This is a genomic window from Phocaeicola salanitronis DSM 18170, assembly GCF_000190575.1.
Taxonomy (GTDB): Bacteria; Bacteroidota; Bacteroidia; order Bacteroidales; family Bacteroidaceae; genus Phocaeicola; species Phocaeicola salanitronis.
On sequence record NC_015164.1, the window covers coordinates 474,333 to 488,036 of the forward strand.

12 protein-coding genes are annotated in these 13,704 nt (G+C 49.6%); 4 read left to right on the forward strand and 8 right to left on the reverse strand.

Annotated features, from left to right (window positions below):
- The first annotated feature begins 320 nt into the window (after positions 1–320).
- The 4 genes from BACSA_RS02180 to BACSA_RS02195 are packed head-to-tail and all read left to right on the forward strand — an operon-like array spanning position 321 to position 1,488.
- Positions 321–518, forward strand: a complete 198-nt coding sequence (locus tag BACSA_RS02180) for a hypothetical protein (RefSeq protein WP_013616490.1) — start codon at positions 321–323, stop codon at positions 516–518.
- 11 nt (positions 519–529) lie between these two features.
- Entirely contained in the window at positions 530–808 is a 279-nt protein-coding gene (locus BACSA_RS02185; RefSeq protein WP_013616491.1) for a hypothetical protein, read from the forward strand.
- Positions 809–815: 7 nt separating this feature from the next.
- Positions 816–1,088 (forward strand): hypothetical protein, encoded by a 273-nt coding sequence (locus tag BACSA_RS02190; RefSeq protein WP_013616492.1) that lies wholly within the window; start codon positions 816–818, stop codon positions 1,086–1,088.
- Between the two features lie 31 nt (positions 1,089–1,119).
- Positions 1,120–1,488, forward strand: a complete 369-nt coding sequence (locus tag BACSA_RS02195; protein WP_013616493.1) for a hypothetical protein — start codon at positions 1,120–1,122, stop codon at positions 1,486–1,488.
- A 114-nt stretch (positions 1,489–1,602) separates the two neighbouring features.
- Here BACSA_RS02195 and BACSA_RS20515 read toward each other — a convergent pair whose 3' ends face one another.
- The 8 genes from BACSA_RS20515 to BACSA_RS02245 all read right to left on the reverse strand — a co-directional run bounded on the left by BACSA_RS20515 (position 1,603) and on the right by BACSA_RS02245 (position 13,700).
- Positions 1,603–4,278, reverse strand: a complete 2,676-nt coding sequence (locus BACSA_RS20515) for a DUF7738 domain-containing protein (protein WP_245546568.1) — start codon at positions 4,276–4,278, stop codon at positions 1,603–1,605.
- Positions 4,275–5,756 carry an Imm5 family immunity protein gene (locus BACSA_RS20520; protein WP_013616495.1) on the reverse strand — a complete coding sequence of 494 codons (1,482 nt, stop codon included), beginning with the start codon at positions 5,754–5,756 and terminating at the stop codon, positions 4,275–4,277. The genes BACSA_RS20515 and BACSA_RS20520 overlap by 4 nt, the downstream gene beginning before the upstream one ends.
- Positions 5,753–7,207, reverse strand: a complete 1,455-nt coding sequence (locus BACSA_RS02210; protein ID WP_013616496.1) for a DUF6138 family protein — start codon at positions 7,205–7,207, stop codon at positions 5,753–5,755. The genes BACSA_RS20520 and BACSA_RS02210 overlap by 4 nt, the downstream gene beginning before the upstream one ends.
- 287 nt (positions 7,208–7,494) lie before the next feature.
- A complete protein-coding gene (locus tag BACSA_RS02220; protein ID WP_013616497.1) occupies positions 7,495–8,007 on the reverse strand; it encodes a hypothetical protein in 513 nt (170 codons plus the stop codon).
- On the reverse strand, positions 8,004–10,895 hold the full coding sequence (locus tag BACSA_RS19020) for a rhomboid family intramembrane serine protease (RefSeq protein WP_013616498.1): 2,892 nt from the start codon (positions 10,893–10,895) through the stop codon (positions 8,004–8,006). The genes BACSA_RS02220 and BACSA_RS19020 overlap by 4 nt, the downstream gene beginning before the upstream one ends.
- Before the next feature lie 156 nt (positions 10,896–11,051).
- A complete protein-coding gene (locus BACSA_RS02235; RefSeq protein ID WP_013616499.1) occupies positions 11,052–11,639 on the reverse strand; it encodes a hypothetical protein in 588 nt (195 codons plus the stop codon).
- A gap of 13 nt (positions 11,640–11,652) precedes the next feature.
- Positions 11,653–12,696, reverse strand: coding sequence for a DUF1266 domain-containing protein (locus tag BACSA_RS02240; RefSeq protein WP_013616500.1), 1,044 nt, complete (start codon positions 12,694–12,696; stop codon positions 11,653–11,655).
- Positions 12,697–12,725: 29 nt separating this feature from the next.
- On the reverse strand, positions 12,726–13,700 hold the full coding sequence (locus tag BACSA_RS02245) for an ankyrin repeat domain-containing protein (RefSeq protein WP_013616501.1): 975 nt from the start codon (positions 13,698–13,700) through the stop codon (positions 12,726–12,728).
- Positions 13,701–13,704 lie beyond the last annotated feature (4 nt).

Genomic DNA, 13,704 nt, shown 5'->3' on the forward strand with positions numbered 1-13,704 from the left:
CTAACCGCCTGCCGACCTTTTCCAAAGCCTTGCCTCACAAGGCTCATTCCCTTTATACCGTTTGGGGGCTTCCCATGTTTCCGCCTCCATGCCGTCACCGCCGCAGGTTTTCTACGGTGCGAATGTAGGCTGCCGCGCCTGTCCCCTCCGTTTTGAAGTGCATTTCCTGCAAATTCTTCCTTGCCGGGGCAAGAGTAATTGGCAGGAAAAAACATCGGGAATGGCTTATCCGGCGGCCTCTCCCTGCACCGTAAAACCCGAAGCGGCTCCGGTTGCAGGATGCCGAACAGAGGGAAAAGAAAAAACTTAAATTCAAAAAGATGAAAACATTGGAAGAATTGTTACAAGAGCTTGGATGTGTCGGTGACGCATTCGACAGTACAGGAGAATTTACAGAAGCTGGAGACAAGGCATATCGCTTTCTGTTGGATTTGCTGTATGACATTGAAGGATTGACAGGAGAAAGTGTATCAAGCATAGTCAAGGAACTTGATGGGATATGTAATGAGAATTATTAAAAATCAAAACTATGGACAGAAATATTCAGGAATCGAAAGAGTATAGACTCGCAAAGGAGTGGGAGATGGCGGTGAACAGCTACAGTTTCGACCCCAGAAAATTCGCTGCGGCTATCCCGGGCATGCACCCGACAAATCAGCAGAGCCTTTACCGGCTTGTTCGGGAGTGCATCAAGGTCATGGCAGACGACAGCCGCCGTTACGATGACCGCAACAGGGCATCGCATGAAGAGGCGAAGTGCATCATGGAATATCTCAATGAACACGGAAAGTATATACCATTAAAATAAATCGAATATGAGAACAAAAGAATTGGAATTTGACGGCAAGACATACATCTGCCGTATCGTCGATTCAATTGACGGAGAAGAATTGTTGATTGGTTCAACCGAACTGCTTGACGCCTTGCAGCCGGGCAGTTTCGAGGATGTGAACGAAGGTTTTGCCAGTAAGGAAGCGGAAGACCTATACGACGAGGTATTCTACTTTACAGAACCGCAGAATCTTCTTCTGCCGGACAAGGAACTGATTGAAGTCTTGAAGGAAAGCAACCCGGATTGGTTCGAATGAAAAGAGTATAAATCAATCAAAAATCAAGATGATGGACAAAAAATATGTGGTACAGGTCGCACAGACCGTTAGAGAACAACTGATAGCAACGACCCGCATGGAAATCCTCATGTCTTGGGGTATCGGACAATTCACGCCTGCCATATTCAAGGATTTGCCGGGTCTGAAATTCCATGTGAACGGAAGACTATTTCAGGGCGATGTGCTTATATGTCTGAACGGCTCGGACTATTACGAGGTGTATCTTCGGGACGGTACGGGGGTGGAGTGCATCAGTGATGAAGTCTGTTTCGATGAACTGGGAGAGCTAATTGACCGCCGCATCGAAAGCGGGACGGACAAGGAGGAATATGCCCGTTTCTGCGAACAGACGGCGATGTCGCTCAGATGGTACAAATAAAGACATAGGGGAAAAGGATAACCCCGGAGGTCAGGCAAAGACCTTCGGGGCTTATTCATGTTACAGGTTCAGAGCCGTTTTTGCCTGATTTCCGGCATTCTCCTTTACGGATTATTAATTTTGGATGCTTTTCATTATCGCATCTAAAATCAGGACATTTCCGGATATGCTGGATAATTCTTTTAATGCAGTCACTGCTTCCGGCGCGATTGTGTTTCCATGCCGGGAAACAATCCACTCCTTTATTTTCGGAAACACCGTGTCTTCCGTGAGGTCCCATTCGGGGACGAGACACCGTGTGAGGGTATCGAACACGAAATCACGGATACCGTTTTTAACCAGCTTTTCGCAAAACCGCTTCATATTTACCTTTTCATAGCCGAGAAGCACGCATCCGGAATATACGGACAGCAGATCTGAAAACCTGACGGAACCGTATTCGCTGCACTTTTCCGCTGCCTCTGTCAAAAGCGGGAGCAGGTTGGTTTTCAGATAACGCACGCTTCTGCCCATAGAATAACCGGCATGGAGGGCATTGACTGAATGGGTAAGGAATGATTCGCAGGATTGAGCCAGTGAAGTGGCGCTATCCGGTTGGTCGTCCGAGGGCTTGCCCGCAAGATGGTTCCTTGCCATCAACCTTACACGGTCTCTTTCCACGAGTGCGGCCTGCATATTTTCAGCCATGATGTCACGGTAGTGCTGCCATGTGTCTCTCCTGTCACGGCTGCCTGCGAATGTGATTTCCATATAACCGCCGGATGCAGATGACGCTATTTCCAATTCCCCGCTGCATACAGTCATGTCGGATGTCCTGTCCCACTTGTTGCCGTCCACTATGATTTCACTGCCGTATATTCCGGTTGGTGCGGGAATGGCTGATACCTGCTCCTTGTTTTCTTTTACCTGTAAATAAATGGCCGAAATATTATAGGCATTCTCTTCGTTCCGGACGGCAGTCACTCCGGCATCGTCCCACACGAGGAAACTCCGTCTGTCGTATTGTATGGTCCTGCCTCTGTCATCCTGCATAGTCTTATGGGTGATCACAATTCTCTCCTTGCCAAAAATCTGCACCATAACCGTGTAGGATAAAGGCATGGACATCTGCCGGCCGTTTATTTTCAACCGTCCCTCTGCAATTTCTACTCCGTCTGTGGCTTGTGTCTCGGAGGCTTCTGCAGGTCCTGTTTTGACGCTTCTTGTCGGTTGCGGCTTTGCAACAGGAGAAATGGTTGGCTGAGATTCAACGAACGGAGGTGCAAACATCAGGGTCACGTCTTCCGACAAGGGAGGCAGCTCGTATTCCCTGTCCGGGTAAGGCTTCGGATAGTTGAGCCAGTATCCCAGTTTCTTCGCTCGGCTTGACGTGCGCAGGAAATTCCAGAAATCTTCCGCCCGGTACAATGCATCTCCTTTATTAAGGGTATTCACGATGACAGTTCCGTCAGGCATCGCATGGATGGATTTGAAGGATTCGTTGCCCAACACGCCGGGACGGAGACGCAGCACTTCGTCCGTCTTCCGGTTCCAGAGACGGGCATAGTCGGTTCGGTTGCCGTTCGATCGGCTCTCCACCAGCACCCACTCCTTGTAGAACTCACGCAGGCGGAAAGAACCGTCTCCCATGCGGAGCGGGGCGATGCGGCATTCCTGTGTCGCCATGTTCAGGTCGAGCAGACCGGGCTCCGTCCATAACCCGCTGTTGCTCCTTGCCATGTATTCTCCCAGCAGAAGGAGCCGGGAGGTTTCCGGCACCGGAATACAGCCGCTACTGAACCTGTCATATCCGGACATGTGGAACGGCATCCTGTAATATTTTCCGTTGCCTTCATAACGGTAAACCGATGAACGGCTGAACTCTCCCGGTATTATATATGGCATTCCTTTGCCATCTATGCCGAAAGAGGGAGGATAATTCATCCGGTCAATGAAAATGAAACGGCTTTCATATTTCATTCCCCGTGATGACATGGTGAATATGGTGGCACTATGGATGTCACCCATGCATAAATAACGTCCGCACCAGCGGAACTCGTGCGGGCTCTCGAGGGACAGGCCGCTCAAGCGGGGCCATTCATCGGCTTCCAGGGGATTTCTGCCTCCAACGGCGAATGTAGACCACTTACTATAACTGCTTAATGCGGCATAAAAATCCAATTCTTCCGAATATAAAAGAGCCTTTATCTTTGTCTTGCGCTGTTTCACCGGCTGAAGCGGTGTGACACGTAGATCCGCAACGAATGTACCCTGCCATTTCTCAACATCCGCCTGTCGCCATTCCCCATAAGCGAAATAACCCGCAAAACCTCTTGTGATATATCTGTTCCCGTCATCAGGCCATGCCATCCTTTCACGGGGCATCTGCCTTCGCAGTTTTATGGTTCTTGCCTTCATGCCGAAGTCATAGCGGGATTGTTTCAGCAGTTTGCAATACTGCCCGTACTTGCGGCATTTCTCCTCAAAAGCCTGCATTTCCGCCTGCGGAACCAATGCCAACAGGTAAATGTCATCTCCGTTCAGGTCATATAATGCGTACCCGTATGAGGAAAGTTCCTGTCCCAGGGCTGTAATGCCCATTTCGTGCGAGAAGCAGGAATACTGCATCACGATTTCGTCGAAACGGCCCTCTTTCAATACCGGTATCTCTTCTCCCCATTTTTTCCTTATCTCGTTGAGTGTGTCGCCAACATCCCCCTCGTCCTTGCGTATGTCGAGGGCCTGATCCCGTACCTCCTCCATGCAGTCATGCTCGTATGCCTCCATCATCTCCCTTATCCATTCCTTCACGGCTTTGCCGGATATTCCTTTAGAAGCGGAAACACCGGCCGGGACTTTTGAAAACGGATACCTACCCCCGAAAGTTTGTGCATCAGTATGACAAGCTGTCTGGGAGTGTAGTGTTCATCTTTTATCAGGTATTCGTTATCACGCAGGAGATAGCCGTCCTTTTCATTCCAATGCCCGTGAACGGAGTTGTCCCCGTTGCGTACATGGATGTGGTAGCTCGTGAACCTCGTGTAGTCGCCGTATAAAGCCTGAGGGCCGAACAGTTCGACACTCAGCGTGAACCACGCTTTCCTTTCCGTTTCGTTCCCCGACAGGAGGACCGTTTCCCCGTTGGAAGTGAAACGGAACGATACGGACCACTCGAAAGTGTCTGGGTACGGGATGCCTGCCTCTGCAAGCCATTTCGCCGCTTCAAGGTCTGGGATGATTTTCCGGTAGTAGTTAGCAAGCTCGTCTGTCAGCCCGTGCAGGTGTTCCCGCTCCGGCAGCAGAAGCAGGATGCGGTACAATATGCCAAGTTCTCCCGGTCCCTGCTCCATGAGGGTACGGGCAAGTCCCGACAGGCAGGCAACCGCACATTCGTCCGGGGACTGGGCGAGCAGGGCCACGCAGTACCAGAACCGGATGACATCATAGTTGTAGATTCCGGTTATGCGGTAATCCTCCTTTTCCTGCGGTGTGGAGGGTATGCAGGAATACCCCCGGATGACATCGGCCACGATACGGACAAGGGAGCTGTCCTCCGCATAAGGTTTCATCCGCTCCGTCTCTTTCCTGTTCGTGGGAGCATGGATGTATGAATCGAGGGCGGAGTTCAGCCGCTCTATCTTTCCGGACAATGCCGGGTCGCACCCGGGCGGCACAGGTATGTGGAGTGTGTTACGGTCGTTGACTGCATGGAAGGGTATGACCTCCTGCTGCGGGTTTTCATACATGGCGAGAGTCATGTCCAGGTACCAGTTCCAATACTCCCTACGTTTTTCCACGTCACCTTTCCAGTTATCGGAAAAGGGACTTCCACCGGAGCAGACCAGCGACACTATGAAATCGATGTCCATGCTCTCAGGGTCAAAACTGTCATCATCCTCTCCTTCGTAATCTTCCGGGTTCAGCATGGAGGCCGCATCACCGCAGACAAAATACCCGAGGCTGGCGATGGCCCAGCTCACGGTTGTGGTCGCCTCGTCAGGATTGTTCTGCACATGAAGCCACAGTTCGCCCGACTCCTTCTCGATGTCTTCCACCGAGTCCGGCTTTCTGTAAAGATGCTCGTTTATGCGGGAAAGCAGATGTACATTGTCCATAATCTGTCGCCCCGTGACAGAACAGGCTTTCTTGCAGCATTCGCACATGATTTTCTGCACGGTGAGTACATCGCCGACCTGTTTCATCAGTTCGATACGGCAGGACAGCGGCAGGTGCCCCGTGTCACTTTGGGCGATAATGCCTTTCAGTTTCTCTATGGTTTCTTTTATCATTTTCTCTGTATTCTCTCTTTTTTTATGTTAATGAAAACTTGTCGATACATCTCTTTCAGTTCCTCCGGAGCTGCGTCCACCACTTTCTGACCACCCTTGGCGCTGTTTTTGCCCCATATTACATAGCAAACTGTTTCCCATGCGTATTGCAGCACTTCTTCCGGGCTGGCTTCTGTTTCCTGACTGGGGGTATCATCCTCGTCATCATCCTCGTCGGAGGAAAAACCGCTTGGGACGATTTCAGACAGACGGGATTTTGTCTCCAGCAGAGCACCCAGGCTTTCGGCGTTTGCCATCCATGCGGCATAGTCCTTGGAATATTTCATGTCCTGCATGGACAGCACCCCCCGGACAAAAACGGGGACTGTATCGGCGGTAAAGCCGAACTGTTTCACATACTCCCGGAGGAATTTTTCCTGTAAGCGGGAGTGCTCATCATCGCAGAGGTCAAGATAATCCCACACCAACTGCCGCCACTCTTGCCCCAGCATTCCCAAGGCAAACACGGCAAAACTGCCGGGAAGGGCACACAGCTCATCGCTGAGATTGGTGTATTGTTCATATTGCCGCATGGCAAGCCGGGCGTACCGTTCCATCAAGTGGTGGAGGCTGGGGTATTGCACGGCACAGGCAAAAAGTTGGTTTACTCCCTTTTGGGGCAGTCCTGTAATGGGCAGATACTTCTTTTCCGGTCCTTTGAACTCCACAGCATAGCTGCGGGGAAAATCATCCTGCTCCAGAAGCTCACACAGGTAGTTCAGCACTTCATGACAGCATTCCTCCGTATTATCCCTGGCAGTAATACGGATGACGGCAAAGGCATCGTTGGCCGATGCGGTGAAGTGCACTGTTTTTCTCTTTTGCAGGTTGAACGGCAACCTGCCGGTTCCGTTTTCCTTCAGCTTTTCCACTATATCCGGTCGGACTTTCCCGACCAATCCCAACAGGTAATTGGTGTCCAAATACTGGAAGCTCATGCCATATACCTTATAGTTTACCGCCACATAGCAGGCAAAGCGCAGCAGCGGCTCCGGAACTTGCTCTGCATGGATACCTGGTTTCAGGGAATACTCCCGATTCCAGAAGCGATCATCTTCATTGTCTGTTGCAACAAAATACTTTTCCTGCAGCTCCCGTTTGAGCATATCAAGTAGATGGTGGTCAATTTCACCCCACCGGCTCTGGCGGCGCAGGTTTTCGCTGAAGGCGATGGCCTGTTCCGCATCCAGGGTCTCGGCCCGCTGTATTTCGGTCCACGCCCTAAGCAGTTGCCACACCTCAAAGGGCGCACCTTGACTGCTGACCACTACCGGCGGCCAGAGAGAATCAAGCCGCGTGATTCTCCCGTCAATAGCATCCTGGATGCACTGGTCAAAGAGCGGCTGCAATTCCTCCTGTACCTCGGGCTTCATCCAGTAACAGCGCCCGTCCTGGCTATTAAACTTGGGCAAATTCGTTGTTTTTTTCATTGCTATATAAAATCAACTTGTATGTTAATGATTTCACAAAAACCAGCAGGCCTTTATCCCGCATTTCCGGATATTCATTTGCCGTGCAATGCTTCCAGTCCGCAGGGTACTGGCAAACAGAGCCTGTTTCCTTGGAAATATATGCCCTTGTTGGGGCGTGCAATGCCGGCAGGAACAGGATAGCCGACAGGTACAGGATAATTTTTTGAATCTTGCCTTCATAGATGCAATTATGTATGTTTCCCAAAATATATCGTACTTCATTCCCGTTAGAAACAGAATCTCAAAAAGTTATACCAGCATACCGATAGATAAAACAGATCTCCGGCAATCAAGACAGTAAGCCGCTGTTTGAATTTCAGGTCACACTTTTCCTCCTTCAGCCTTCGCAGTTCCCTGAACATATAACTGAAGTCAACGGGAGTCCGGCTTAGCAGGTGGACAGGCAGCAAAATGATAGAGCCTACAAAATACCTCATTTCTCCGAACATGTAAAATGGGGCGAACAGGAACATCGGTATCAGTTCCCACCACCGGTAACTCACGTTCCTGTTCTTCTCTCTCTCCTTGTCAAGGCGTTCCTGCTCAGCACGGGCTGCGGCATCCAGTCTTCTCATGAAGGTTTCCTCCTTTTCTTCCATGATGTCGGCTATCAACTTGTAGTTTACACCGCGTTTGTACAGTTCCAGCTTGGCCTGTCTCACTTCCTTGTCCGTATATTCTCCGGTTACATTGTTGGCCATCATCAAAAGCTCATCGGTAGCGTATTCTTTTATTTTCATTGTGAGTTGGATGGTAATATTCTGACAGAACCGATTATATCATGGGCTTCGGATTCATGGGTCTCGGTCGCTGTCATTGAAACGATAATGAAACCGTCCAACGCCTTTTTATTCAGATAAAAAATTATACTCTGATTAAAGTTCATGCTGCCACCTCTTTCCAATGGATATTCCCTTCTGCCCGAAATCCGTTCAAACGGTATTCCGTTGATATTTACACTTTCGGGAGCGGTCCCGCTCATAGATTTCAACAACAGATTGCGTGCATTGTCGATTTCCTCGGTCGAAGAGAACTTTTTGTAGTTGAAGACAATGGTATTACCGGCATTGCCCATAAGCTGTAAAACACAGTTGTCATCTGATTTTACTACAGCATTCCATCCTGTGGGATATGTACACCTCAGTCCGCATGCTTTATTCACATACTCTCTCCTGCCGTCTCCTATGCTTTCATCGCTGCCGCTAAATGTTGCAGGATTATCCCCTTGGTTGGGTATATAATTGGTATGATCTGTTTCACTTTCCTGTATTCTGCCTTCAGATTCACTTTCCTGTGCGTATTTCTCTAATGTACCGTATTCCCACATGTTCCTTATTTCCCTAAAATCCGAAGGTACGGATTTTGTCAGTCCCGTAAAAAGGAATGCGAACATTATCAGAAATGTCATTTCAGCAATATATGCGATATATCGTGAGGCCCTTTTAGAGCTATACTTGTCTGCCAAAAGATAAGTTATACCCAATATAACTCCTGAGACAAGGCCTCCTATATGTGCCGCATTATCTATTCCTTCTTCCTTAGTTCCAAGCAAAAGATTGTAGATTACAAAGAAACCTATGCTAAACAAAAGAGATTTTCGCTGGTGTTTTTCTATCTTGTGATTGAAGATCAGGTAAGAAAGGAAGATGCCGTAAAGTCCGAAAATAGAACCGGAAGCCCCTGCGCTTATCGTTTCGGGATGAGCAGTAAGGCTTGCCAATGCCGAGAATAATCCGGTCAGGAGATAGGCGGTCATCAACTTTCTGCTTCCGATAATCTGTTCCAAGAATATCCCGATGTATAATAGAGCATACATATTCATCAGCAAATGGATTATCCCGATATGGATAAAATTGCAGGTCACGGTTCTCCACCAATCACCGGTAAGTGTGAGCGGACCAAAATCTGCACCCCATTTCATCAAAGAAATGCCTGTCGGTTCTATAAGGCTTACCCCACATATAGACATCACTATAAACAATGCCACATTTATATAAATAAGTAAGGGGGTTGCGATATTTCCTTTTCTTGGAGTTATTAGTGACCAGAATGACAGATCTTTGTTATCCTTTCCATTTGTCTCCTTATCGACAGGAAAGTTATATTCCTCAGAGCCTGCAGGGTTATTCTTTCTCTCTGTATCATCTGCATCAACAGTATGGACAGTTGATATGGTTTTTTCCTGATTATACCTGACCTTACCCCAATTAGCAGATTGCCCGGATGTGCATTCACACCCGGCAAAAAGATGCCCTTCTTGCCCGGCAGCACCGGCAAGTGCCTCCCTTATTCTTCGAATATTCCGTTTGTTATGTCCGAAAGAACATATCGAGGTACGCTTGTTCAGGTCGTTTACGCTATTGACCCATACCTGACCTTTGTCGAACACGACAAAAATCTGTTCTCCCCATGTCATACCCCAAAGGGAAGGATTGGTATGAGCCACGATGCAGTCCTCGCCGTAATGGTCCACGTCCCAGTCATAAGTTACCGACAACTTGTATATCTGGTCATAAATCGCCTGTTTGTCCAATGAGGTCGGTATGCTCTGGAAATCCAGCTTGCGCCGTTGGTGCCGGTAAAGTATAAAGGCAAGCAGTCCGGGAATGATACCGAGCCATAAAAGACCCTCTATATCAATATTGCTCGAATAATGCATCACTCCGCTTATGGAAATAAACATTGCGGCATAAAGCATCAACATATGCGATGCGCCGTAGTGGGTGTACGCCCAGCTGATAATCAGGGGAAGCGTCTTCTTTTCCAATACAAAGGCGGCAAGGGGAGCATTCTTTTCCTCACGGTAGCGAATCCGGTAGGCAAGCCACCATATCAGTTCGAACAATGCACCTATAATTAGGATTGCAACAATATAATCCGCTTCGTCCAGCTTGCTCTCCCTGGGTTTGATGAAATAAGGAACCCCGCCAAAGGTCAGTTCCTCGCAGGACACATCATAACCCTCGCTGGTAAAGTAATAAGTGTAAGTGTATTCCTCCTTGTTTTTGGAACTCGAATATGAGTTGCTGTTTGGCGGTACCGTTTTCCCGTTAATGGTCAACAAGGGGGGATTTTGGTCGGGACGGGCGTTGCAGGTCAGGATTGCACGGTACTTGACGTAATCGCTCTTCAGTTGCTCCACCTCCAGATGACATTCCAACTTGCTCATGTCCACTTCGGCAGGATGTACGGACACCCGGTATTCCGGCGTGGTATATGTCTTGCCATCGGCCGTCACGGATGCGACAGGGATTCTGGCTTCCCCACTGTTTTTGAACTGTACAAGATAATAGAAACCTGTTTCATAGCTATTGCTTTTCACACCGTTTATAATGGAACAGCTCTCTCTCTTATGCGGCTTCGGACCGTTCAACACTTTAATGCTGTCATTGAACACTGGGTAGGAAGCCGTGTCGAATCGGGAATTAACCAGTGCATACGTCAGCCGCAGTACCCGCCCGACACGGAGACCGCCAACCGTATCAAGCTCCGCATGAAAATATACGGAGTCTGCAGTCTCCGAAGCATGCGTATGGGCTACCGGCAAAAATGCAGATAGCAATAACAGGCAGACGAACATTCGGCTTCTGATGAAGCAGTATTTTGTTTTACTTGTTCTTTTTGTCATATATCGTTGTTGAATACCATATTAGCACTCCATTTTATAATATATTCCAGGTTATGTTTGGTGGATATGAGTTTGTACTGAACAGGTTGGGACACAGTGAATCCGTTTCCTGTGTCCCAACATCAAAGATTATCGGTCCTTGAACCTTGCTGGTTATCAGTCGGCGTCGTTATCGCACATGTGCCGGATAAATGCCTCGTTCTTCTCGTATTCCACCCCGGTGAGGATGACAGGGTCTGCAAGCCCTACAATCTTGTACCCCTTGGTATATGTAACCAGGATGCAATAAAGCTCATGCCCTTTTTCATCCTTTTCCACTTGCAACTGCACCGGTTGGTCGTTGCCGCTGGGTAAATCGCACAGGTACTCGAAATCATGGCGGTTGAAGGCTGCTACTATGTCGTCCTTGTCTGTCATGCTGCTGATGAACTTCTTGGTCTTGTAACGCTTCACCTCGCCGCCACTTGTACGGTTATAGATTTTAAGGCCTGCGGCCAACGCGGTAAGGACACAGAAAACCGCCCCGATAACACCGGCTGTCCGTACCAGCCATGAGGGGATGAATGGCAGCCACCCGGGAAAAATGACAAGCAGCACACATACTGCCGTCAGTCCCCAGTAAATCACCGGTTTTACTTTGTCTTTCCGTTTCTCGAATTTCTCCGGCATGGCATCATAGACCTCTCCGAAATGGCTGGGAAAATGTTTTCCCTCATCCATAATTTTTTCTTCTTCCAGTTTCATTTTTCTCTGTTTTTTATCCTATATTGAAATTTGATTTTTTCCAGGGTGATTCGTCATCCTCCAGCAGCAGGCTTACTATCTCGTATGCCGTTTCACTGTCATCCGGGTCGCCGTGCCATACGCCTCTGCCCATGACGAAACTCATTCCGTATTCCTCCCATGAAGAGAAATGCTCAAGTGCCGTATCTGCCGCCGCCTGCATGATTTGCCACATTTCACTCTCGCTCACATAACCGCAAAGGTATGCCCAGCGTCCGAGGTTTACCAGACGCACCAGATCCCATGCGATGACGCTGCCCGGCATCTTCCCTCCGGGACACCATCCGTTTTCTTCCATGCTCTCCGCTATCAGGCAGACATCTCCTATCTTGCTTTCCTCGTCGTCTCGCTCTTCCTGTGATATGTTTTCGATTCCCCGTTTCCGGACTTTTTCAAGGGCTTCGTCGGCCTCGGCATGATGCCCTTCTTCAAGCAGCCACTTCACAATCTCCAGTGTACTCTCGCGGTCAGTCACATTCCACCAGCTCTCAATCGTGCTCCTGATGCTTTCGACATCTTCCTCAGGACAGTCAATCGAATCCACATTCTCGTCATTATACACTAACATGGGCGCACCGAAAGCCAGCAGCCGGAGCTGTGCCGTATCCAGTTTGCCGTCGTCGGCTTTGTTAATGGTCCACCCATCACTACCGAAGGCGTCCATCATCTGTGCCATTGCATCGGATGAGGACAGTTCCTCTCCGAGTGTGCCGTCCATCATTCCCTGCATCATCTGCTGGGCGTATGCCATGTTCTGACGGCCTGCCTGCGCCACCGTCTCCGGGTCTATGCCCGCCGCTTTCAGCATAGCTTCCTGCTGTGCCTGTACTGCTGCCATGTCGGGCATTCCCGCGCCCATCTGTGCCATGAGTTGTTCCTCCATGCCGCCGGGCATCTGGAATCCCGGGATATTCCCGAACATGGACTGTGCCTGTTCCATAGCCGCCTTTACTGCGGCTTCCTGTGCCGCCTTTGCCATTTCCTCCGGACTTTGAGGATTTGCTTTTTCTTTTGTCATATCATCTTGATTATTAAAAATGTGATACTCTATCCTTCGGCTCCTGCCGTCAGCAGGATTTCCGTTATTTCGTTGTAACCCCGCTCACTGGCATAATACAATGCCGTATGCTGGAGATTGTCCGCAAGGTTCACGTTCGCCCCATGCTCCACAAGGAGTGAGACAAATTCGTTGTTCCCTTCTCTGGCGGCAAGGATTAGGGGCGTTTCCCCGTTCCCGTTCTGCGCATCTGCCTGTGCGTGGGCTGCTATCAGGTCGTTGCCGATAAACTTGTTCCCGGACCATGCGGCAAAATGTAGCGGGCTGTTTCCGTCCAATTGGGCCTTGTTTACATCAGCTCCGGCACCGATCAGAAGCCTGGCAACGGCAAGGTTCCCTTTCATGCAGGCGATGATTAACGGGGTTTCCCCTACGTCGTTCGCCGTATCTATCATGTCGGGGTATGCAGAAAGTAGCGAGCGGACGATTTCCGACTGGCCGTTGAAAGCCGCCTGATGAAGCGGTGTGTTGCCATGTGTATCGGTCGTGCTTTCTACGGACAGACGTTCCACCACTGTACGCAATCCTTGTGCAGTGGCGTAGTCTATCGCCTTGTGCCCCGTGTTGTCGGCTATTTCCGTGTCCGCTCCCTGTTCTATCAGGAACAGGGCGGCGTCTGTACGCCTGTTGTCAAGCAGACGGATCAACGGGGTACGGCCATCGCTGTCCGTTGCATCAATGTCCGCTCCGTATTGTACCAGTTTCCCGATTATCTCCTTGTTCCCGCTCCGGGAAGCGGCGTGCAAGGGTGTTTCCGACAGGTTGTTGGCGATGGTCGCATCCGCCTCGCTGTCAAGCAGCAGGTTCACGATGTCCCTGTAACCTTTCAGACAAGCGTAATGCAGCGGCGTATTGCCCTCGGCGTCCCGCTTGTTCACGTCGATGCCGCCTTTCTTCAGGAATATCAGCACGATGCCTTTCTGTCCGTTCCGGCAGGCATTCAGAAATGTCATGTTGTTGTCCATACGA

What these genes read in the sequence shown, in the direction of transcription:
- BACSA_RS02180 (WP_013616490.1), top strand. Translation starts at nt 321, where the DNA reads ATGAAAACATTGGAAGAATTGTTACAAGAGCTTGGATGTGTCGGTGAC.
- BACSA_RS02185 (WP_013616491.1), top strand. Translation starts at nt 530, where the DNA reads ATGGACAGAAATATTCAGGAATCGAAAGAGTATAGACTCGCAAAGGAG.
- BACSA_RS02190 (WP_013616492.1), top strand. Translation starts at nt 816, where the DNA reads ATGAGAACAAAAGAATTGGAATTTGACGGCAAGACATACATCTGCCGT.
- BACSA_RS02195 (WP_013616493.1), top strand. Translation starts at nt 1,120, where the DNA reads ATGGACAAAAAATATGTGGTACAGGTCGCACAGACCGTTAGAGAACAA.
- BACSA_RS20520 (WP_013616495.1), bottom strand. Translation starts at nt 5,756, where the DNA reads ATGATAAAAGAAACCATAGAGAAACTGAAAGGCATTATCGCCCAAAGT.
- BACSA_RS02220 (WP_013616497.1), bottom strand. Translation starts at nt 8,007, where the DNA reads ATGAAAATAAAAGAATACGCTACCGATGAGCTTTTGATGATGGCCAAC.
- BACSA_RS19020 (WP_013616498.1), bottom strand. Translation starts at nt 10,895, where the DNA reads ATGACAAAAAGAACAAGTAAAACAAAATACTGCTTCATCAGAAGCCGA.
- BACSA_RS02235 (WP_013616499.1), bottom strand. Translation starts at nt 11,639, where the DNA reads ATGAAACTGGAAGAAGAAAAAATTATGGATGAGGGAAAACATTTTCCC.
- BACSA_RS02240 (WP_013616500.1), bottom strand. Translation starts at nt 12,696, where the DNA reads ATGACAAAAGAAAAAGCAAATCCTCAAAGTCCGGAGGAAATGGCAAAG.
- BACSA_RS02245 (WP_013616501.1), bottom strand. Translation starts at nt 13,700, where the DNA reads ATGGACAACAACATGACATTTCTGAATGCCTGCCGGAACGGACAGAAA.